Consider the following 21,584-nt stretch of genomic DNA (forward strand, 5'->3'; position numbering starts at 1 on the left):
AGAGTTTATAAAAAATGGAGTAAAATGTTTAAAAAAATACACCAAGAAGGAATAATAAATGCTTAATATTTCTTTAGACGAAAACGAATTGAAAAAAGTATATTTAGAAGAAGTCGTAAATGTGTGGAAGAAATTGAGGAACAAATGGTGCTTATAGACACCAAAGAACTTTGTAAAATGCTTTCTTTAAGCAGACCAACTGTAGAAAAATTATTTATTTATAATCCTAATTTTCCTGCTATACGAATGGGGAAGAAATGGTTATTTCATCGTAAAGAAGTTGAAGCCTATATAAATAAATGGGTAAAGGATGTTAGGAATAATGGCGGCATTGTAGATTGCAATTAAGAAAAGAATAACTTCAGCATGAAAGCACAAACCATGGGATAGGTATTTATGAGAACACTCATTCGTTCGATTTTACTTTCAGGTTTTTAATCAATATTAAGGATTATAGGCTTCATTGGCAGAACTAGAAGGACTAAAGAAAACGCTAAACAATAAATAGCTTTTGAAGGGAATTCTCCTTTGAAGGAAATGTTTCTTCAGTAGCCTTTTTCTTCTTCAAGTAACAGGAGAGTTGAACTTAAAATAAGTGTTTCTTGGGTCCGAGGGTAAATCTAAGTTAATCAACAAAAGCTTTTTCTATCCCAGAATAGGAGACGCTGTACAGAGCAAAAAAAAGAAGCCAGCTAAACCAACTTCTTTCTCACTATTTTTAAACTGTCACATTGCTTATTTAACTGCTGATGCTGTTTTTTCCTTCTTTGCTTCTTTATCTTGAATTAATTTTAGAAGATCTAGGAAATTATCATCACGTGTATAAATTGCTTTTGCCCCATTATCATCGTATTCATAGAAACCTTTATTTGAACGAATACCATGTTCACTTTTTTCGACCATTTCTTTTAAGAATTTAGGAATTTCTCTTGTATTCGATAAATCCTGCTCGATGTTGTATACCATAGCTTGTGTTGTTTGCAGACCTGCTAAATCCTGACTTTCCATTGGTCCGCAAAAAGCCCATTTAAAGCCCATGCTTCCTCTTACAGCGATGTCAATATCTTCTGCCGTACATATTCCCAATTCAATTAAGTTGAAGCATTCCCGTAGAAAAGCTACTTGTATGCGGTTAACGATAAAGCCGGTAATCTCTTTTTTCAGTACCACTGGAGTTTTACCGATTTCCTTCATTAGGTCATAAGTTACTTTTACGACATTTTCATCTGTCTTCTCAAATTTAGCAATTTCTACAATTGGTACAAGTTGTGGAGGGTTAAAGTAGTGTGTAATGATAAATCTTCCTGGATGTTTTGCTCTTTGTGTTAATTCTTTTAATGGGAAAGTTGATGTATTTGATGCAATAATCGTTTTTTCAGAGACAATGCTTTCAATAATCTCGTAAGTATCTAATTTTGTTTCAAGCACTTCTGGAATAGATTCTAGAATAAAATCAGTATCCTGGATCGCTTCAAGTAAATCTGTTGTATATTTAATATTATCCAAAGTCTGCTCCATTTTTTCTTTTGACAGCATTCCTTTATCAACCATAATTTTCAAGCTGTTTGTAATCATTTTTTTTGCTGTTTCCAATGATGTATCGCGTCTAGCTTGAATACGTACAATATATCCTGCTTGTGCAAGTAATTGAGCAACGCCATGACCCATAATACCTGCTCCAAGTACTGTGATGATCTTCATTTAAAAACCCCATTTCGTATTATATTTTCTTCATTTTTCATAATTAGAATAGAAAGTCTATTAAAAATATGAAGCATCTTGCTATTTATTTTTATAATAGTAACTTCATTGTGAAAGGAATTTATCAGATAGCTTTCTCTTGGTGTTATGTAAATATATAAAGATTAAACAGAAATATTTTTAATTTGCTTCTTCTTGCTTCCAGCCCCTTCAATCGTGTGAATAACAACTGCAGCAACTAGGATAGCTGCAATGGTTACACCAGCTAATATGACAGAAGTATCCATTAAGAAGAATAATTCCAACAATTGATGCTACTGATGAAAGAATCGTATATGTCGCAAATGCACATTCCTGCTTCCAAACTTATCGATTAATGTCATTGAAATTCGATAGGCTCCACCTGCATCAGCGATCAAACGACCAATCATCGCTCCGAAACCTAAGATTAGCGCTATGTGTCCTAAAGTACCGCCTAATCCAGCTTCTACTGAAGTGACTATGTCACCTAGCGGCATCCCTAATGCCAGCGCCACAACAAACGAAACAATAATCAATGAGATGAAAGCGTTTAATTTGAAGACCGTGATTAAAATAATTAGTAGAATAACTCCAAGTGCAACCATTAATAATGGCATATTCATTGCCCCCCTTTTTTATATAACCCTAAATCTTCCAATAACTTAAAGAATTCCCTTTGTCTTAAGCATTCAGAAAATAAATATTTTAAATATATGAGAATTTTCCGAATGTTTATATTGTAATAAATAGCTATTGAAATATCTAATAGAATATAATTTATAAAAAGGCGGTTTTTTAAAAATATTTTTTATAGTTGTAAGTCAATAACGGGATCTATAAGGAGAAAATATTACTGTATTAATTAATAATTCTTATTTAGAAAATCAGAGCCATATTAGGAGGAGAAAACAAGATGGTACAAACAGCAACAAAAAGTCTCTTGCGAATTTGCCCTTCTTTTTCCACAATAAATATATGCTTAAATTGATCAGTATAAGTGATTCCTTTTGAGCTTACAGATTTAACGTAATTATTAGCTGAGTGCAACTTGATCTCTTTCTCTGTGAAGATCTTTTTACTCATAATTACTCCGTCTCCATGTTTAGTTCGCTGAGTTGTATTTCTTTATTCTACAAAAATGTACCCTCGAGGTAGACTTTTTTTAAGTACTCTATTAGGGTACATTTTATAGGGAGAACACTTTTTTTTTGGAAAAAAATAAATTTGGAATGATTTAAATAGAAAGATGTCTTTTTGTTTATTCGTGGTTTTATTTTTATTTCCAACTCCGCTTACCCTTTTTTAATTAAACGTTTTTTAGAACTCACTCAGGACAACGAAGTCTAGTCATTATTCCTATTAAAACATTTCCTTGCATTAGAATTAACAATGTATTTATTGTGTTTATATATTAATAAAATCTTGAATTTTGGCTCTAGAAGAAAGATTATTTCGATTAGAATTACATGGGGAAAAGATTTAAAATTAAATTAATCAAGATAATATTCCGATATATTTAAATATTAACATTTTTAGACCATAGCACACTGTGTTAAGTTTTGATGCGATTACATTTGGCTGAGGTATCCGGACCAATGCTAGTTTTTGTGCATTTGATAGTTGCACGACAAAAAGGAAACAGACCTTTTTCTTTACAAACCAAAAAAGAGATTACAAGGAAAAGAGGAGATTTTAGCATGTCGAGTCAATCACAAGCCTATTTTTTGGAAGGGAGAGTAGCCGTTGTAACAGGTTCTTCACAAGGAATTGGGAAAGCGGTTGCAATTGGTTTATCACAAGCAGGTGCGACTGTATTGGTTACAGGAACCAATCCGGAACGTACGAAGAAAGTCACCGAGGAAGTGGCCAATTAACAGGGCGGGAAAAAGACTACTTTATTGGTGATCTATCAAAAGATGAAAACGTTATCTAGATGGTTGAAAAGCCATACATAAATGGGACAAAATCTACATTCTTGTCAATAATGCCGGCGGCGTGATTCTCCCGTTCCTTGAACAAACACCGGAAACCTTAAAAACAACAATTGACCGCAACCTCTGGACTATGCTGTGGTCATGTTCGCAATGGTTTATGGGGCCATGCAGCCTATAATACTGCAAAGGGCGGGGTCTATGCCATTGTTTCCGGATTAAGAAGAGAATTCGCCAAAAATTTAGAACAGCGGGCGTTACGATTACTGAAAAGAGAAGCCCATGTAGAATACCCGCACTCCAATACTCTTCACAATGTGACGAATGTAAGAATCGTTAATAATGAAGAGGATGCCGTAAAAGTTAGATGCAATTTCTCTACGTTCGGTACGAAGCGTGAAATACTTGACAATTATGTCGGGGTCAACGAATACATCATTGTAAAAGAACATGGAGAATTAAAGATTCAATCCAAGAAAGTCATACTCAAATTGGACAGTCTCCGCCCCCACGGAAAAGTAAGTAGCATCTTATAATTTGTAGACAAATTTTGGAGCTGACCCACGCTGGATTACCGCGGTGAACCAGTGGGTGCCCAGCAAGCCGTTAATTGCTAGTTGGTTTAAGTCCAACTGCCAAAAGACTTCTCGGTAGCTGACAGGTAACTGGTGGCTAAGGTTGAATCCCTGTGACAAAGTAACTCTTTGAGAGTGCTAGCAAGTTAACAGACGGGTTGTAACCTAAAGTGAATCCTGTAACCTCGTCAGAAGAAATACGGGTTTTGCCTATCCTATTCCAAGACAAATTCAGAATTTTCCTAGGAGGATTAAAACAACTGTTTCATCAGGTGGAGGGAGTACCAACCTATTTACTTATTTTGCTCGAGTAGAGTCTAATTAGAAGGGAGCATTCATTATGGTAATGGTTTGTATAGAACATCTCACAAAAGGATTGGAATTACTTCCTGTTCCACATGTAAAAAAAATGCCTGTCCAAACAAAAAAAACATGTTCCTTTTGTGGCAAACAGGCGGAACTAAAATTATTTCTTCTTCTTAGCGTTAGAGAAGAAATATCATTTAACCTGATTCATTTATAGTAATTTAAGATTTAAGCTTATAGCCTTGTATATAAACTTTCTCACCCAATTGGGTTTGCGCTAAAAAAATGAAAAAAGCATCCAATTCTATTAGAGTTTAAGTAACCACACAAAAACCACACAGAAAGGATTCTTTAACGCAAGTATCTCTTGATTTCAACCGGAAAATTAAATTGTCAAGTGATGGAGGATCTCTTTCCTCCCGATACTGGTGAATTTCTCTTTAGAGAATTCGATGAAAAACGGGATTTTCGAAGACTTTAGGAGATAAAACTGAATGATTCAAGGGCCTATTAACTTCATTCAGATGAAACCCTTAAATGCCAAAAGATTTATCAAATCATTTCTGGGTATTCCGAAGATGACGCTGCAGATCAATTAACTAAAGATCCTGTTTACACACAAATTGTCTTCCAGCCAGGGCAATATATTAGCATAAAGTTAAAAATCGAAGGTGAAAAGTATACACATATTCGTCAATACAGCCTTTCTGATGCTCCGGGAAAAGACTATTATCGAATCAACGTCAAAAGTGAGGCGGGAACCACAAATCCTGACGGTCAGGTATCAAATTATCTTCATGACCATGTGGAGGAGGGAGACATTCTTCAAGTAAGTGCAACTGCAGGGGACTTTGTCCTGGATTTGGAAAAAAAAATCACCTGTTGTCCTGTTAAGCGGAGGTAGAGACTAATATTCTGAAGAGTATTTTTTTCGATCAACATCAACATTGGGAAAAATTCAAAAGTCCCCTTTAATTTAACCGGTTCTCTTCAATGGGACAAAAGTTAAAAAAACATCAATAATCCACAAATTTCGGTTAAGAAATAAGTAGGGAGTATTGATGGTTTTACTCCATCTCGTTTCATTACAACTAGCCATTTATCTATAAATTTGTATAATCAATTAGTGTTGCTTAAAACTCTCCCCATTCATTTTTAGTAGAGTTTTCCGCAAAATTTTTTAGGAAAGAAAGGAATAATCAAATTTCCATCATCATCCCTGTTGCCAAACCCTCATTATACAAACCCCAAAATTCTTCAAATCGACCACTTTTTTAACGAAATGCTCATAATGGCTTCTGTTCGTGCAGTCCAAAAAATCTAAGTATCTGCGATAAACCCATCCAATTTACTATAATAAGTTTTTACCCCAATACTTAGAACATTAATAGTTTTTGAAACTGGCATTTTATTTACCAATAGCTTGATGAATAACAGCAGGATGCCATTTCATTTTTGGTTAAAGGTGGATGTTTTCTTCTGGTCGGCATCATATTTCCCACACTCTTTACACTGCCATCGCTGCGTGCCAGTTTTGCTTTTTTCTCTTTTATAGAAATAGGAAGGATGTTCAACTGGATTTTTATCTGAATTTACACATGTTTCCTTATGAAATTGGTATTCAGACACAACATCCTTCACAGAATTAATACGGATTCAGTGTTCTATTTCCTGTGCGATGCTCTAATTAGAATAGGGTGTGGTTGTGCAATCGAAAGTCATACCTTGATTAGGATATATAGCGTCACAAGTTACATTGAATTGATTTGTGTCCCGCTTTCCCGATGAGCTTGTACCGATAAGGTTTATTCTTGACCGCAGTAAATCGTGTTTGTGGCTTTCCGAACCACTTACAAAACGGATTGATACAAAAATTTAATTGAATGGTATGTTTTATCCCATTTTATCGAAATGTAACTGGAAGAAACAAAGGTTTACTATATTATTAACAGCGTATTCATTGTGTTTATATATAAATAAAATCTTGAATTCGGGCGCTAGAAGAAAGATAATTTCGATTAGAATTACATGGTCAAAAGATTTAAAATTAAATTAATCAAGATAATATTCCGATATATTTAAATATTAACATTTTTAGATATTGATATTATCTGAAATATACATTAAACGCTGATTACCTTAGCACATTGGCTTAACTTTTGGATGCGATTACATTTGGCTGAGGTGCCCGGGTTCGATGCTAGTTTTCGTGCATTTGAAAGTCACGACAAAAAGGAATGAACAGGGAAATTCTCCAAGCGACGGATGAAGAACAAATGCGTTCCTTTTGGCGTGAATGGGATAAACGGAGGACAGCAGCGGAAAGCAAAAATTAAGAAGCTGGGAAGGTGAAAGTATGAACATAACACGTCAGGAAATTGAGGATCTTTTAGTCCATGAGACGAAACCTCTTGATGAGTTTAAGCTAAAGGAGTGGGCTACATTATTCGCAAGCAATTGAACGTATGTGATTCCGACCATCGGAAATTCTGATGCGGACTTTTAAAAATTTCTTCGTTCATGATAATCGAGCCCGTCAAAAACAGGGGCGTTACGATTATTGAAAAAGAGGTCCGTGTAGAATATCCGCATTCAACTACTCTTCACAATATCACGAATGTAAGAATCGTTAGTAATGAAGGGGATGCCGTAAGGTAAGCTTCATTTACTCATCCTATCCCACAAAACGTGAAGTGCTCGACAATTACATCGGAGTCAACGAATACATCTCGGTAGAAGAAAAAGAAGAATGAAAGATTTGATCCAAGAAAGTCATTCTAAAACTAGACAGTCTCCGTCCGCACGGAAAAGTAAGCATTATCTTATAATTTAGGTTGGGTCAGACGCACACTTTTTTAACTCTTTAAGTGAAGTGGAAAGTTCCATAAACAAATAAGCATTAACATAAAACACGTAAGCATTAACGCTATATTTAGAAAATATTAAAATCAAAACCAAGGAGGAATTATGAATGGTGCAAGTCGAAACTAAAAAAGTAGTTGAACCTATCGTAAACCCATTTGATTGTTTACATTTTATCGACGGTAAATTTGTTGAATCTGTAGATGGAAAAACGTTTACCAACGTGAACCCTGTTACTGAGGAAGTTTATGGTACAGTTGCAGAAGGAAGCGCGGCAGATATTGATTTAGCTGTTAAAGCTGCTAAACGTGCTTTTGAAGAAGGCCCATGGGGAAAAATGACTGTAAATGAACGTTCAAGAATTATCCGCAAAGTTGGTGACATTCTTGAAGAAAGACAAGAAGAAATTGCACAATTAGAATCATTAGATACTGGTAAGCACCTTAAATTCTCACGTCACGTTGATGCTCCTCGTGCAGCAGCAAACTTCCATTTTTTTGCTGATTACATGATTTCTATAGGAACAGAGGCATACCAAGATGAAACTCACAATGCGCTTAACTACGGATATCGCCGCCCGATTGGAGTAGTTGGATTAATCCAGCCATGGAATCTTCCATTATTCTTATTAACATGGAAATTAGCTCCAGCTTTGGCTGCAGGATGTACAGTAGTGATTAAGCCATCTGAATTAACCCCGATGACTGCAACAAGATTAATGGAAATTCTTAAAGAAGCTGGTGTTCCGGATGGAGTTGTAAACTTGGTTCACGGTTTTGGACCTGGTGCTGGAAGTGCAATCAACAAACACCCTGACATTGCTGGTATCGGTTTTATCGGGCAAGTATCTACAGGTGCTAAAATCATGGCAGAAGCTGCGCCTACACTAAAAAAGCTTTCTTTCGAATTAGGCGGTAAAAACCCTAACATTATCTTTGCAGATGTCGATATTGATGAAGTAGTGGCAACAACCATTAGATCAAGTTTTACAAATCAAGGGGAAGTTTGTGTCTGCGGTTCAAGAATCTATGTTGAACGTCCAATTTTTGATGAATTCGTAGAAAGATTTGCATCTAAAACAAGAGAATTAAAAGTTGGCGATCCATTTGATATGAGCAATGATCAAGGCGCATTAGTCGCCAAAGTACACTATGATAAAGTAATGAGCTACCTGAAAATTGCTGAAGAAGAAGGCGGTACTTTCGTTACAGGAGGTAAGCGCCCTGATGGTTTGGATAAAGGATATTTCATAGAACCAACCATCATTACTGGTCTAGATGACAGATCTCGTTGTGTTCGTGAAGAAATCTTTGGACCGGTTGTTACAGTTATTCCATTTGACACAGAAGAAGAAGTGATTGCGGCAGCAAACGACACTCGGATGGGCTTAAGTAACACAATCTGGACTAACGATATCCGTCGTGCACACCGTGTAGCCCAAAAAATTGTATCAGGTTTATCTTACATCAACTGCTGGTTTGTACGTGATCTTAGAACTCCATTCGGAGGTACGAAAGACAGTGGACTAGGTCGTGTTGGCGGTAGTCACAGTTGGGAATTCTACACTGAAATAACTAATATTTGTGTTAAACTTTAATTTTATTTTTTAACATGGATATGTTGCACGGTTTAAATAAGATATACCGTGCAACTTTTTTGAATGTTTCTCAGCTTATACTAAACAGTGTCAAAATACATTTATAATAGAAAGGATATATTCAATTGACTAGTAAAATTGAAAAGTTTGCTGCTAAATTATTAGAAGCTGAAAAAAAACGCGTTGGAATTAATCCGCTAACTGTGGTAGATCCAGAAATTACTGTAGATAAGGCATATTATATTCAATTGGAAAATATTAAAAAGAAGCTAGCTGAAGGACAGAAAATTGTTGGCAAAAAAATTGGATTAACCTCTGTTGCCGTACAAAAAATGTTGGGTGTTGATGAGCCTGACTATGGACATCTATTAGACAGCATGGTCGTTGAAAATGGAGGTACTATTTTTTGTGAAAACATGCTTCAGCCGAAAGTAGAAGGTGAAATTGCATTTATTTTAAAGAAAGATTTAAAAGGTCCGAATGTGACTGTTCTTGATGTGCTGCAAGCAACAGATTATGTTGTTCCTGCTTTAGAAATTGTTGATAGTCGGATACAAGATTGGAAAATTAAGCTACCAGACACGGTCGCTGATAATGCTTCATCCGGATTATTTGTATTGGGTGGCAAGCCTACAAAAATTCAAGATATTAATTTGGAATTAATAGGCATGGTACTTTTGCAAAATGGTGAAGTTGCCAATACAGGTGTTGGAGCCGCTGCACTTGGAAATCCGGCAACTTGTGTTGCATGGCTGGCGAATCGTTTAGCAGATTATGATATTACTCTTAAAGCAGGTGACGTAATCCTTTCGGGTGCACTTTCCGGCATGGTTGTCGTTAATCCGGGCGACAATTTTACAGCAAGATTTGCTCATCTTGGTCAAGTAAGCGTTAACTTTAAATAATTGGCTTAAATAGATACTGAATCTGGATCAAAGGAGGAAAAGGTATGGCAAGTGATATTATTAAACAAATTGCTGATTACTTAGTTGCTGCGGAAGTAGAAAAACGTGAAGTTGTAAAGGTAACTAAGACGTTTAAACCTGATTTAACAGTTGAGGAAGCTTATCAGGCACAGGAACTGCTTGTTCAAAAAAAATTAGATGAGGGCCGAAGAATCATTGGCCCTAAGATGGGATTAACAAGCAAGGCGAAGTGGGAACAAATGGGCGTTACTGAGCCAATTTACGGATATGTGTTTGATTATATGTTGATCGATAACGGTGGTGTTCTTCCATTTTCTGATCTGATCCATCCAAAAGTGGAAGCAGAAATTGCGTTTTTGATTGGTGAAGATATTGAAGGACCTGGAATTACCAGCTCACAAGTGTTAGCTAAAACAGAGTATGTTTTACCTGCACTTGAAATTATTGATAGCCGTTATGAAAATTTTAACTTTACCCACACAGATGTAATTGCTGATAATGCATCTACTTCAAGGGTCGTATTCGGTAACACACTTCGAAAACCAAATGACTTTGAACTTGAATTAGTAGGGGCAACTTTATCCATTAATGGCCAAATTAAAGAATTGGGCGCTGGGGCTGCCGTTTTAGGACATCCTGCAAATGCCATTGCAGTATTGGCAAACATGCTCGCTAGAAAAGGAGATAAAATTAAAAAAGGCGAAATCATATTATCGGGAGCCTTAACAAGTGCAATATTGTTAAAAGTTGGCGACGTTATTTCAGGTAAATTTGATGGCTTGGGCGAAGTAACTTTCTCTGTTGGTAAATAAATCAGCAATTTTAAAACATATTACAATAGGAAAATATAATTTATGAAAGGGGAATTACCATGCCACTTATTCAAGTAAATATTATGGAAGGTAGACCATCTGAAAAAATAAAAGCATTAATTGAAAATATTACTGATACTGTTGTTGAAACATTAGTTGTACCAAAAACTAGCGTTCGAGTATTGGTAAATGAAATGCCAAAAACTCATTGGGGAGTTGCCGGTGTACCGGTTTCTGATAGAAAATAAACGAATAAGCATGAGTCTAGTAACTGTATTCTAGAAAAATGACAAACTATTAGTTGTTTTTATAAAGGTAATTTTTCACAACCATAGAAATAAAAAATTAAAACTCCCTATATTTTTTGAAAGGGAGTTCAGACTGTCGACAAATTTGAAAATATTCGGGTTTGTCGATAAACCTGAGGTACTGACATTCCCTTAAGGGAGGTTCGCTACACCTCTTCTTGTTATTCACTCATATTGTTATGATTAGCCATAGTAGAAATAGATTTAAAGGCATACCCATTCATCTTGTTGAATTGGTATTTTTTATATCTGTCTGATTTAATCGTTACATTAACGAATTTTTTTATCATGATAATCCATTGTTTTCAGGTCTATTTTCCAGGTGCAAACTCTTATAAACATTGCAGACATCGGTAAAGGTTTCTTTAAAAGATTTTACAAATATGAAATAGAACCAAGTGGGAATTGCTTAATTGGTTTCGCACTTAGAGAAAATTTACCCGTAGCTGACAAATGGAAGCGGGACCCCCGCAAGCCGAATGAATCCGGAAATCCCGGCAGGGTTGATAATAACTTGAGTTCCAATCATGCTAGAGTCCCCAATTGTCAGCAAATTTCCAAAGGAAGCTTTTCATTTTAATGGAGGAAAATAAAAAATGACAGTATCTGAACTCATTGAAAAACTAGAGAAATTGGATATTCAAGATGCACAGATAGTGCTTAAAGATTCATCAGATGAATATTTAGACATAGGAGAAATTGAAAGTATTTTAGGATTCTATTATGTAATTCATCCAGTTTCAACAAAAAGGAGCCAGGAGGAAAAGTAACGGGTTCTCTTTTCGAAGGGAAGGTAACTTTTTTAGCAGTAAATAACACTGTAATAAACAATATTTTAGCATTAGAAAAAGGCAACTTAATGAAGTGACCCCCTTAAGTTGGACTAATAATCCAACTTAAGGGGGTTTTTAATATGGTAAAGTTTTCAAGTGATTTTAGAAAATGGATTGTATCAGAGTTGGTTAGTCGATCTAGAAGGGCTGCGGTCATTTTTTTATCTCCAAATATAGACGTCCATTCCGTAAATTCTAGATTCGTAGTTATCATAATGTATCATTTTTAAGATATTTTGCTAACAGTGTTACGAGAAATTCCAAGTTTTGGCGCAATTTGCTTTTGCAATAAACCTTCAACCTCTTTTAAGAATTTTGATATTATGAAATTGAGCTATTTCGATCATCCTGTTCTACCTCTCATATGAAGAAAGTATAGTCACTTCCTATCATAAGAGAGGTTAATAGAATTGGAAATCATGTGGCTCATTTTTTATGTGATCAAATCGTATAAAAGTACCCCAAATCTAGATTATCAAAAACAAATATTAAAGATACTTTTAGTTTATTCCTTTTATAATTTAGAGCTCCCCTTACCTTTTTTTATTACGTCATGACCATTTAAATGTCTTTAAAATTTACTCAGGACAAACGAAATCTATTAATTATTCCTCTTAAATCATCTCTTTGCACGCGAATTAACAGCGTATTCATTATGTTTATATATAAATAAAATCTTGAATTTAGTCACTAAAAGTAAGAATATTTCGATTAGATTTTCGCAAAAAAAAGATTTAAAATTAAATCAATTGAGATAATATTCTGATATTTTTAAATGTCAATATGTTCAGATATTATCTGGAAAAATGCATTAAACGCTGTTTACCTAAGCACACTGAGTTAAGTTTTGGATGCGATTACATTTAGCTGAGGTATCCGGATCGATGTTAGTTTTTGTGTATTTGATTGTCACGACAAAAAGGAAACAGACCATTTTCTTTACAAACCAAAAAAGAGATTACAAAGAAAAAAGGTGATATTAGCATGTCGAGTCGTCGAGTCAATCACAAGCCTATCTTTTGGAAGGGAGAGTAGCCATGTAACAGGTTCTTCAGAAGAAATTGGGAAAGCGGTTGCAATTGGTATATCACAAGCAGGTGCGACTGTATTGGTTACAGGAACCAAACCGGAATGTACTAAGAAAGTCGCCGAGGAAGTGGCCCAATTAACAGGGCGGGAAACAGACTACTTTATTGGTGATCTATCAAAAGATGAAAACGTTATCCAGATGGTTGAAAAAGCCATTCATAAATGGGACAAAATCGATATTCTTGTCAATAATGCCGGCGGAGGCGTGATTCTCCCGTTCCTTGAACAAACACCGGAAGCCTTTAAAACAACAATCGACCGCAACCTCTGGACCTTGCTGTGGTCATGTTACAGAGTGTTGCCGCATATGGTGAAACCAAAATTACGGACGGAATATTAACATAGGAGCAGATTCTGTCCGCAATGGTTTATGGGACCATGCAGCCTGTAATGCTGCAAAGGGTGGGGTCCATGCCATTGTTTCCGGATTAGGAAGAGAATTCGCCCAAAATAATATTACCGCGAATGTCATCTCTCCCCCGTCAGTAGAGAGGGAACTGCTGGATGAGATAAGAAAGAGAGATACGGGGTTGGTAGATCGCTATATTAACATCATTCCAAAAGGAAGAGGGGCCAATCCGGAAGAAGTGGCGGATGCCGTGGTTTTCCTTGCTTCCGATAAGGCGACTTTTATTACGGGCCAAGTGATTAGTGTAAATGGCGGAAGCACGATGCAATAAAAATGATTTTAAGGTTTTCTAAAACATCTTTCAGAACTGACATAGATGATGAGCAGGTTTACTAAAAAACTTATTAGGGGGAGAGCCAATGAGCAATTATCTTAAGGAAGATCAACAGAAGTGTTTATTCAAAGTAAATCGTGAAGTTTTTATTGATCCGGAAATTTTAGAAGTCGAACGCAATGAGATTTTTGATAAATGCTGGTTATATATCGGGCATGAATCAGAAGTACCGAATAAAGGCGATTTTCATAGAAGAAAAGTTGGTGGACGAAACCTTTTATTTACCCGCGGCAATGATGGGGTGATAAGGGCATTATATAACTCCTGCCCACACCGGGGGGCGCTCGTATGCCGTGAAGGAAAAGGAAACTCAAAAGTATTCCGCTGCTTCTATCATGCGTGGAGCTTTAATACGCAAGGGGAATTAGTCGGATTACCTGATAAATTTGGTTTCTTGGAAGACCATAACTGCGATGGCTCCAAAAATATGCTGGCTGTCAAACGACTTGAAAGTTACCGCGGTTTCGTATTCGTTAACTTTGATGTCACCGCCATATCATTAGAGGAATACCTGGCAGGTGCCAAAGAGTATCTCGACTTGGTGGCAGATCAAACAGAAGTTGGAATGGAAGTTTTGCAGGATCCCCAAGAATATAGCGTACGAGCGAACTGGAAATTACTTTGTGAAAATAGTTTTGATTTATACCACGGGGTACCAACCCATAAAACTTATTTTGATATTGTTTCGACCCGCGGCGGAATAATGGAAAAAGACAGTCTTGCAGGGGAAGCACGCGCTCTGGGGAATGGACATGCCGTAATGGAATATTATGCCCCGTGGCCAAGACCAATTGGAAAATGGATTGAAGGTTACGGTGAAGAGGCGAAAGAAATTATCGACAAAATCAATGCCCGCTTAGTAGAAAAATTTGGCGAAGAAAGAGCCCACCGCATTTCGAAAAAGAACCGTAATATTTTAATTTTCCCTAACCTGGTCATCAATGATATCATGGCGATTGCAATCAGAACCTTTTATCCGATTGAACCGGGTTATATGCAAGTAACCGCCTATGCTTTATCTCCTATAAATGAAACAGACGGTTTCAGAGAGGTACGGAATGACAGCTACTTAGAGTTTTTAGGGCCAGGCGGTTTTGCGACTCCTGATGATAATGAAGCACTTGAACTATGCCAGGAAGGCTTTTTAAATACTAAAGAAGTCGGATGGAATGATATTTCCAAAGGAATGAACAGGGAAATTCCCCAAGCGACTGATGAAGAACAAATGCGTGCTTTTTGGCGTGAATGGGATAAACGGATGACAGCAGCGGAAAGCAAAAAAGAAGATGCTGGGAAGGTGGAAGTATGAACATAACACGTCAGGGAATTGAAGATTTTTTATTTCATGAGGCGGAGCTTCTTGATGAGTTTAAATTAAAGGAGTGGGCTGCATTATTCGCAAGCAATGGAACGTATGTGATTCCGCCCATCGGAAATCCTGATGCGGATTTTAAAAAATCGCTTTTCTTTGTTCATGATGATCGTGCCCGTTTAGAACAGCGGGCGTTACGATTACTGAAAAGAGAAGCCCATGTAGAATACCCGCACTCCACTACTCTTCACAATGTGACGAATGTAAGAATCGTTAATAATGAAGAGGATGCCGTAAAAGTCAGATGCAATTTCTCTACTTACCGTACGAAACGTGAAGTACTGGACAATTATGTCGGGGTCAACGAATACATCTTAGTAAAAGAAAATGGTGAATTAAAGATTCAATCCAAGAAAGTCATTCTCAAATTGGACAGTCTCCGCCCACACGGAAAAGTAAGTATCATTTTATAATATGAAGTCAGATTTTGATTGAGGTTCATACGAATTAACACATTAACGCGGTTAAGCTATGAGGGTCAGACCCTCTACTATAATATAGGAGGTTTTTGAATGATTCGTTATAAAAAGTTGGGATATGTTGTGTTAAGCGTGACTGATCTTAATAAATCGGTAGATTTTTATGAAAATATTGTTGGTATGGAATTTGTTGAACGGGTTCTTGATGCGGCATACCTTCGATGCAGCGGGGACCATCACAATTTAATCCTTGAACAAGGAGAAGAACCTGGGTTAAAAAGAGTAGCATTTGAGCTTGAAAAGGCAGACCAATTTCAAGCAGTGTTTGACCATTTAACGAAACAAGGTGTAAATCCTGTCGAATTAAGCGTAGAGGAGTGCCAAAATTTGGCCCAAGGTAGAACATTGCGTTTTAAAGATCCATATTTAGGGGTAACGTATGAATTCTATGTGCAAATTATGCAAATGGGTACACCATTTGTTCCTAAGAAGGCCAGAATTACGAGACTTCTTCATGTCGTTTATGAAACTAATAAATTTGACGAATTATTTGATTTCTTTACGAATGTTTTGAACTTCAACATTTCAGATATCCAAGGAAGGGAAACGGGATGGGCCTGGTTAAGGGCAGCTGGAACTCCATTTCACCATAATTTTGCCCTGACAAAAGGAAAAGAAAATAAATTGAATCACCTTGCTTATCAAGCTCAACGTGTAGATGATGTGGGGATTCAAGTTAATAGATTAAAGGATAACAATGTTCCGATTCTATTTGGGCCAGGAAAACATCACCCATCGGGCAGCATTTTCCTATATTTTGCGGATCCTGACGGCTTGACGATTGAGTATAGTCAAGGAATGGAAGAATTTCCGGAGGAAAATCCAAGAGAGCCTCGCCGTCTAGAACCAACCATGCATACCCTTGATGAATGGGGAGGAAGACCTAAACCAGGATGGGGAAAAGTTGGTAAATTGATAAAGGAAGACCTGGAAAAAGTTAATCAATAATCAATCAACAATTATCCTTTAAGGAGGCAGAATCGTGTCAAAAGGTGAGAATTTCCGTGTTGACTTTCACACCCATATTATTCCTGAGAATTTTCCTGATTTTGCGGAAAAATATGCGGATGAACGTTTTCCGATTTTAAAGCATACGTGCAGCTGTGGAGCTGAAATTTACAAGGATGGAAAGTCCTTCCGAAAAGTCGACGAGAATGCCTGGAATCCTGAAAAGCGCCTCGCTGAAATGGATGCAGAAGGTGTCAATGTCCAAGTTTTATCTCCGATTCCGGTTACGTTTACATATTGGGCAGATGTAGAAAAGTGTTTAGAGCTGTCGAAAGCACAAAATGATTTTATAGCTTCGGTAGTAGCCCAATATCCTGATCGTTTTGTCGGCCTTGGAACGGTACCATTGCAGAATTCGGATTTTGCGATTGCAGAAATGGAAAGAGCAGTTAACGAGCTGGGGCTGATCGGGATTGAAATTGGCAGCAACGCAAATGGAAAAACCCTCGATGATCCAGAGATTCAAAGATTTCTGGAGGCAGCGGCAAAAATGGATGTACCCATTTTAGTTCATCCATGGGCCACGGTCGGAGTAGAGAGAATGCCAAACCATAACTTTATGTATTCGATCGGAATGCCGTCCGAAACAGCTCTTGCGGCAGGAAGCCTAATCTTCAGCGGTATTCTTGATAAATTTCCAAAATTAAAAATCTGCTTTGCCCATGGCGGAGGGTCCCTGCCGTATTTATTACCGCGAATCGACCAAGCCTGGGAAGTATGGCCGCATATTCGCACAACGGAACGGCCGCCAAGCTATTATGCGAAGAAACTCTATTACGATACGCTCGTTTACGATCCGTGCAATCTCCAATTTATGCTTGGAAAATTTGGTGCTGATCATATTATCATGGGTACAGATTATCCATTCATGTTGCGGGAAGCACCGCCGGGGAAAATAGTTGAAATGTTGGAAAATGTTTCGGATGTGGAAAAGAAACAAATGCTTGGAGAAAATGCGATTAAGTTTCTGGGATTAAATAAAGAGAGTTTTATTAAAGAATCGGAATAGGCCAAATAAAAGAACATTCCATTTTGATAGGAATGTTCTTTTATCTTGACCTATAGGTTCTATAGATCAGGAAATATCTGTTATTTGTTCTGTTCTTACTTGAAACAATATGTATGAAGGTATTCGTAAGATAATAATTTAGTTAAATTAAATGATGAGGAGATGAGTAATAATAAATATTAATATTAAATATAAAAATATCATTTTTGTATTTTTAATGGCTTTTAGTATGTCCTTTTTTATTTCATTAATATTAATCTTAATAAATAGGGGTTATGATGGAACATTTTTACATGCATGGTTAAAAACTTGGTCACAGGCTTTTATTTGCGCTTTTTTTGGAGCTTACTTTTTTCCGAAAGTAATACAAAAAATAATGAAAAAGATTAATTTTGTAGAAAAACCATTAATAATTGAGAATGATATTTTAGTGAGAGAACAAAACGATTAATAATAAAATTTAAAGCAAAGTACAGAGTTCAAAGTCATTATGGAAAAAGCATAACAAAGAAGATTGAAAACGAACTAACTCAAACAAATAATTTAAATGTTAAGACCGTCGAGATATATCTGACGGTTTTTTGATTTTTTATAAGTTTGTGTAACATTTAATAACCTTATGAATATAACTAAAATCTTGAATTGAGGCGCAAAAACAAAGATTATTTCGATTAGAAATCCACTGAAACGGTACTATTGCAGGATGCCGATTTGGCAATTGCAGAAATGGAAAGAGTTATAAAAGAGCTTGGGCTGATTGGTATTGAAATCAGTAGCAATGCAAACGGCAAAAGTCTTGATGATCCGGAGATTCCAAAGATTTTTAGAAGCATCGGCAAAAATGGATGTTCCGATTTTAGTCCATCCTTGGGCGACAGTTGGCGAAGAGAGAATGCCTGAAGATAATATGTATTCAATCGGGATGCCTTCCGAGACAGCGCTTGCTTCAGGAAGTTTAATCTTCAGCGGCATTTTTAATAAGTATCCAGATATAAAAATCTGTTTTGCCCATGGTGGAGGAACCCTACCCTATTTATTACCAAGGATCGAACAAGCTTGGGAAGTATGGCCGCATATCCGTACAACGGACCAGCCGCCAAGCAATTATGCGAAGAAAATTTATTACGATATACTAGTCTATGACTAGCACAACCTCAATTTATGATTGAAAAATTGGGGGCTGATCCCATCATCATGGGTACTGACTAGACATTTCTGCTGCGAAAAGCACCACCAGGAAATGTAGTCGAAATGTTAGAAAACGTGTTGGATGAGGAAAAGAAAAAATGCATGGAGAAAATGCTATAGAGTTTCTGGGGTTAAATAAAGCCACAGTGTTATTAAAGAAACAGTATAGATTTATAACAAAGGACATTTCTGTTTAAATGGAATGTCCTTTGTTCTTACTAATCCATAGCTTATACCTATTTAAATAGATTTTAAATTTTTTAAAATAGCTTCAAAAGTATGAAGAAACAGAAGAAGCCTTTCTAATTTTGGGGAATCCTTTTTATATATTCCAGCAACATTATAAGAGAGATCTTTAAATTCAGCAAAAGGGACGGTATATAAATCTTTATTGTGTTTATTTGTGTGATTAGCTAAAATTAGTTCTGGTACGACACTAAAACCCCAGTTATTTTTAATCATCGATATTACCATTTCGAATCCGCCAACTTCAATTCGTTTTAGATTTCTTACTCCGATTAATCTTTCATCAATTTTTCTCCATAAGGCTGTTTCCCTACGATAGCAAATCATCGTTTGGTCAATAAGATCGTCTTTTAAAATTTCAGCTTTTCCAACTAATGGATGGTCTTTTCCAACAATAAAAACAAGTTTTTCATGAAAAATATATTCTGATTCTAGATTTGTAAATGGGATTACATCTCTTACAAGCCCTAAATCGATTGACCCATCTTTAATCATCTTAGAAACTTCTACAGAGTCCGCTGCTTCCACTAGTTCAAAAGAAAACTCACTTGTTCTGCGCAGATGTGATAAAACCTCTAAGACAATTGAAACTGAGATGGCAGGTGATAATCCAATGGTAATTGTTGGGATTTTAATGCCTTCAATCACCTGTCTTGCTTCTTTTACATAGTTTAATATTTTACGAGCATATGGAAGCAGGGCAGTTCCTTCCTTAGTCAATAGGATTTTTTTTCCCTCTCGGTAAAATAATTTACAGTCCAGCTCATTTTCTAATTTTTGAATTCTTGCCGTTACCGCGGGCTGTGTTAAATTCAAGTGCTCTGCTGTACGCGAATAATTATTTAACTCAAAAACAGTAATAAAGGTTAAAAGTTGTTCATCATCCATAACATCACTTCCTTATTTAAAAAAATGAGCTCCTTTTATATTATGATATCAAAAAAAACATTCCGTGCGGCTGAATTAATGCGCTTTCATTTTTATGTAAAAATTACAACTAACCAATAATTTAAACTAATTATAGATTTTAATGATGTTAAATTCTAATCAATAAAATCTTCTTTTTACGGCTAAAATCCAAAATATTTTTTATAATACCGGAGCTTCAATAAGTTGAGTAGACGTTTCCATAGAATAAATATTTTTCCAAAAGTTCCAACAATAGCAATGAATAATCGACAACAATAAATAGTTATAGATGTTTTTTTAATAGTCGAAGTAGTGCAAAGCACCAAACAATTGTCTTTTTATGTCGTATATTGATTGATTGTTACTTGCCGCCACTGTTATAGAAAATCGCGAACAGGTATTGTCCGGTTGGGAGTAATTTTACCGAATAATACCTGGGTAGCATCCTTATAAAAAATTTGTGAATCAGATCTTGGTATTGTGATAGGAACAAATCTTGAAGTATACCCGGCACCGTCTATATTAATGCAGAGATCGAGGGAAAGCATATCTTTGACCTGATTGAATATTAAAGGTAAATCGGAAGAAATGTTGAGACAAGTGAATAAAATTATACTATAATATTAAATTTGCCTATCAATAAAATTTACTATTTTTGCAAGAAGCGCAGTCTGAAATCAACGGTGTTTTTTAATTTAATAACTTTTTGGTGTTTTTCCAATGGGATATTTTCCCTTCAAAGGGTAAAAGGTATGATAAATAAAACTAATGGATTTGACATATATACTAGTGATTTAAATAGAAAAATACTTGTGATTATATCTTTATAAAACTCATCTGAGTTTGATCTTGAGAGGATTCTCCTGATTTCATAAACATCAATTAATTTGCAATTAAGGCGTCCAGTCTTCAAAACTGCTTGAGACCTGCGTGCCAGGTCTGGTGGGTTCGATTCCCACGCAGTCCCGCCAATGATTTTACTCCCGAAAGGGTTTGACGATGATTGACTCGGTGATTTTGCCCTTGATTGAACCGTTAACTTACACAGTTTCCGCCCAGTCTCGACGCAAGACTGTGAAAGACTGTCGGTTAAGACTTTTTTAATAGTTGCTTAAAACTGTTCGTCCTCTTACGCTATTAATTTTGCGGAAGGGGATTTTTTATTTATGATGCGGAAAGGTCTACAACGAAGAGTTAAGCGTGCTGTACCGGTTAAAGTTACGATAACTATTACGGAAATGTTTGAGGAGTTTATGCTCGTAAAGAAGGGCGAAGGACTAGCGAAACGGACGATTCAAGAGCACTATAATAAATTCGGATTTTTTAAGACGTATATCGGAAAGAGCTATCTGCGGAGGAAATGACTACCGAATTATTCGTCGGATGGATTACGCGATAACCTTTGCGTCACCTTAACGGGTGGCGTTTTTTATTAACAATATTTAAGTTTAAGGAATATGATAAAAGGGGAGGTGAAGACGGATGTCCAATTTTTTGCAAGGTTCTTATGTAACAGTTCATTTTAATGACGGGACAGTAATAGAATTAAAATTTATTTCCTTACATGATACTTATTTTATGGCAATTAATAGCTTTGGACATACGATTTTAGTTCCTTTTTCTAATGTTAAGTACATAGAAAGTTAATATTTTTTAACGCGCTCTAATG

General features: G+C 36.2%; 21 protein-coding genes and 5 pseudogenes. 19 read left to right on the forward strand and 7 right to left on the reverse strand.

What is annotated here, in order from left to right; genetic code table 11:
- Positions 1-123 precede the first annotated feature (123 nt).
- A complete protein-coding gene (locus BR30_RS34095) occupies positions 124-348 on the forward strand; it encodes a helix-turn-helix domain-containing protein (protein ID WP_051633696.1) in 225 nt (74 codons plus the stop codon).
- Positions 349-735: 387 nt separating this feature from the next.
- On the opposite strand, the gene BR30_RS34100 is transcribed toward BR30_RS34095, so the two are convergent.
- The 4 genes and pseudogenes from BR30_RS34100 to BR30_RS34105 all read right to left on the reverse strand — a co-directional run.
- Positions 736-1,701: a 3-hydroxyacyl-CoA dehydrogenase family protein gene (locus BR30_RS34100; protein WP_051633697.1), complete on the reverse strand. Its 966-nt coding sequence runs from the start codon at positions 1,699-1,701 to the stop codon at positions 736-738.
- 164 nt (positions 1,702-1,865) lie between these two features.
- Positions 1,866-1,988: a hypothetical protein gene (locus BR30_RS38490; protein ID WP_269320625.1), complete on the reverse strand. Its 123-nt coding sequence runs from the start codon at positions 1,986-1,988 to the stop codon at positions 1,866-1,868.
- A 60-nt stretch (positions 1,989-2,048) separates the two neighbouring features.
- Positions 2,049-2,339 (reverse strand): annotated as a pseudogene (locus BR30_RS0120565) (GntT/GntP/DsdX family permease); the annotation flags it as partial.
- Positions 2,340-2,652: 313 nt separating this feature from the next.
- Positions 2,653-2,805: pseudogene (locus BR30_RS34105) on the reverse strand (IS3 family transposase); the annotation flags it as partial.
- A 614-nt stretch (positions 2,806-3,419) separates the two neighbouring features.
- Here BR30_RS34105 and BR30_RS38050 point away from each other — a divergent pair.
- The 8 genes and pseudogenes from BR30_RS38050 to BR30_RS0120620 all read left to right on the forward strand — a co-directional run bounded on the left by BR30_RS38050 (position 3,420) and on the right by BR30_RS0120620 (position 10,979).
- Positions 3,420-3,596: an SDR family NAD(P)-dependent oxidoreductase gene (locus BR30_RS38050; RefSeq protein ID WP_081825518.1), complete on the forward strand. Its 177-nt coding sequence runs from the start codon at positions 3,420-3,422 to the stop codon at positions 3,594-3,596.
- A 170-nt stretch (positions 3,597-3,766) separates the two neighbouring features.
- Entirely contained in the window at positions 3,767-4,189 is a 423-nt protein-coding gene (locus BR30_RS38055; protein ID WP_081825519.1) for an aromatic-ring-hydroxylating dioxygenase subunit beta, read from the forward strand.
- Positions 4,190-4,918: 729 nt separating this feature from the next.
- Positions 4,919-5,438 (forward strand): annotated as a pseudogene (locus tag BR30_RS38060) (transposase).
- Positions 5,439-7,054: 1,616 nt separating this feature from the next.
- Positions 7,055-7,192: a hypothetical protein gene (locus BR30_RS38065; RefSeq protein WP_155928740.1), complete on the forward strand. Its 138-nt coding sequence runs from the start codon at positions 7,055-7,057 to the stop codon at positions 7,190-7,192.
- Between the two features lie 313 nt (positions 7,193-7,505).
- Positions 7,506-8,993 carry an aldehyde dehydrogenase gene (locus BR30_RS0120605; RefSeq protein WP_155928742.1) on the forward strand — a complete coding sequence of 496 codons (1,488 nt, stop codon included), beginning with the start codon at positions 7,506-7,508 and terminating at the stop codon, positions 8,991-8,993.
- 125 nt (positions 8,994-9,118) lie between these two features.
- Complete coding sequence (locus tag BR30_RS0120610) at positions 9,119-9,898, forward strand: 2-keto-4-pentenoate hydratase (RefSeq protein WP_026566649.1); 780 nt, start codon at positions 9,119-9,121, stop codon at positions 9,896-9,898.
- A gap of 44 nt (positions 9,899-9,942) precedes the next feature.
- Positions 9,943-10,731 (forward strand): 2-keto-4-pentenoate hydratase, encoded by a 789-nt coding sequence (locus tag BR30_RS0120615; protein ID WP_026566650.1) that lies wholly within the window; start codon positions 9,943-9,945, stop codon positions 10,729-10,731.
- Positions 10,732-10,769: 38 nt separating this feature from the next.
- Positions 10,770-10,979: a 4-oxalocrotonate tautomerase gene (locus BR30_RS0120620; RefSeq protein WP_269320637.1), complete on the forward strand. Its 210-nt coding sequence runs from the start codon at positions 10,770-10,772 to the stop codon at positions 10,977-10,979.
- 496 nt (positions 10,980-11,475) lie between these two features.
- Here BR30_RS0120620 and BR30_RS37430 read toward each other — a convergent pair.
- Positions 11,476-11,595, reverse strand: a pseudogene (locus tag BR30_RS37430) (FtsW/RodA/SpoVE family cell cycle protein); the annotation flags it as partial.
- 40 nt (positions 11,596-11,635) lie between these two features.
- On the opposite strand from BR30_RS37430, the gene BR30_RS36865 reads away from it, so the two are divergent.
- The gene (locus BR30_RS36865; RefSeq protein ID WP_155928745.1) at positions 11,636-11,809 is read left to right on the forward strand and encodes a hypothetical protein; all 174 of its coding nucleotides are present in this window, start codon (positions 11,636-11,638) and stop codon (positions 11,807-11,809) included.
- Between the two features lie 103 nt (positions 11,810-11,912).
- Here BR30_RS36865 and BR30_RS38495 read toward each other — a convergent pair.
- Positions 11,913-12,089, reverse strand: a pseudogene (locus BR30_RS38495) (ATP-binding protein); the annotation flags it as partial.
- 756 nt (positions 12,090-12,845) lie between these two features.
- Between BR30_RS38495 and BR30_RS38500 the strand changes: the two are divergent.
- From BR30_RS38500 to BR30_RS35370, 8 genes are all read left to right on the forward strand, one after another.
- A complete protein-coding gene (locus BR30_RS38500) occupies positions 12,846-13,301 on the forward strand; it encodes an SDR family NAD(P)-dependent oxidoreductase (RefSeq protein ID WP_269320626.1) in 456 nt (151 codons plus the stop codon).
- 1 nt (position 13,302) lies between these two features.
- Entirely contained in the window at positions 13,303-13,641 is a 339-nt protein-coding gene (locus tag BR30_RS38505) for an SDR family NAD(P)-dependent oxidoreductase (RefSeq protein ID WP_269320638.1), read from the forward strand.
- 88 nt (positions 13,642-13,729) lie between these two features.
- Positions 13,730-15,013 (forward strand): aromatic ring-hydroxylating oxygenase subunit alpha, encoded by a 1,284-nt coding sequence (locus BR30_RS0120640; protein ID WP_026566652.1) that lies wholly within the window; start codon positions 13,730-13,732, stop codon positions 15,011-15,013.
- Positions 15,010-15,489: an aromatic-ring-hydroxylating dioxygenase subunit beta gene (locus tag BR30_RS0120645; RefSeq protein WP_026566653.1), complete on the forward strand. Its 480-nt coding sequence runs from the start codon at positions 15,010-15,012 to the stop codon at positions 15,487-15,489. Before BR30_RS0120640 ends, BR30_RS0120645 begins: the two co-directional genes overlap by 4 nt.
- Positions 15,490-15,588: 99 nt before the next feature.
- The gene (locus BR30_RS0120650; protein ID WP_026566654.1) at positions 15,589-16,503 is read left to right on the forward strand and encodes a VOC family protein; all 915 of its coding nucleotides are present in this window, start codon (positions 15,589-15,591) and stop codon (positions 16,501-16,503) included.
- A 34-nt stretch (positions 16,504-16,537) separates the two neighbouring features.
- Positions 16,538-17,572 carry an amidohydrolase family protein gene (locus tag BR30_RS0120655; protein WP_035445763.1) on the forward strand — a complete coding sequence of 345 codons (1,035 nt, stop codon included), beginning with the start codon at positions 16,538-16,540 and terminating at the stop codon, positions 17,570-17,572.
- A 217-nt stretch (positions 17,573-17,789) separates the two neighbouring features.
- Complete coding sequence (locus BR30_RS34120; RefSeq protein ID WP_269320627.1) at positions 17,790-18,023, forward strand: DUF2798 domain-containing protein; 234 nt, start codon at positions 17,790-17,792, stop codon at positions 18,021-18,023.
- Between the two features lie 306 nt (positions 18,024-18,329).
- Positions 18,330-18,719 carry an amidohydrolase family protein gene (locus BR30_RS35370; protein ID WP_051633699.1) on the forward strand — a complete coding sequence of 130 codons (390 nt, stop codon included), beginning with the start codon at positions 18,330-18,332 and terminating at the stop codon, positions 18,717-18,719.
- 281 nt (positions 18,720-19,000) lie between these two features.
- On the opposite strand, the gene BR30_RS0120670 is transcribed toward BR30_RS35370, so the two are convergent.
- Positions 19,001-19,894 carry a LysR family transcriptional regulator gene (locus tag BR30_RS0120670; RefSeq protein ID WP_026566656.1) on the reverse strand — a complete coding sequence of 298 codons (894 nt, stop codon included), beginning with the start codon at positions 19,892-19,894 and terminating at the stop codon, positions 19,001-19,003.
- A 1,187-nt stretch (positions 19,895-21,081) separates the two neighbouring features.
- On the opposite strand from BR30_RS0120670, the gene BR30_RS0120675 reads away from it, so the two are divergent.
- A complete protein-coding gene (locus BR30_RS0120675; RefSeq protein ID WP_026566657.1) occupies positions 21,082-21,279 on the forward strand; it encodes a hypothetical protein in 198 nt (65 codons plus the stop codon).
- The last annotated feature ends 305 nt before the right edge of the window (positions 21,280-21,584 follow it).

The organism is Bacillus sp. UNC41MFS5 (genome assembly GCF_000686805.1).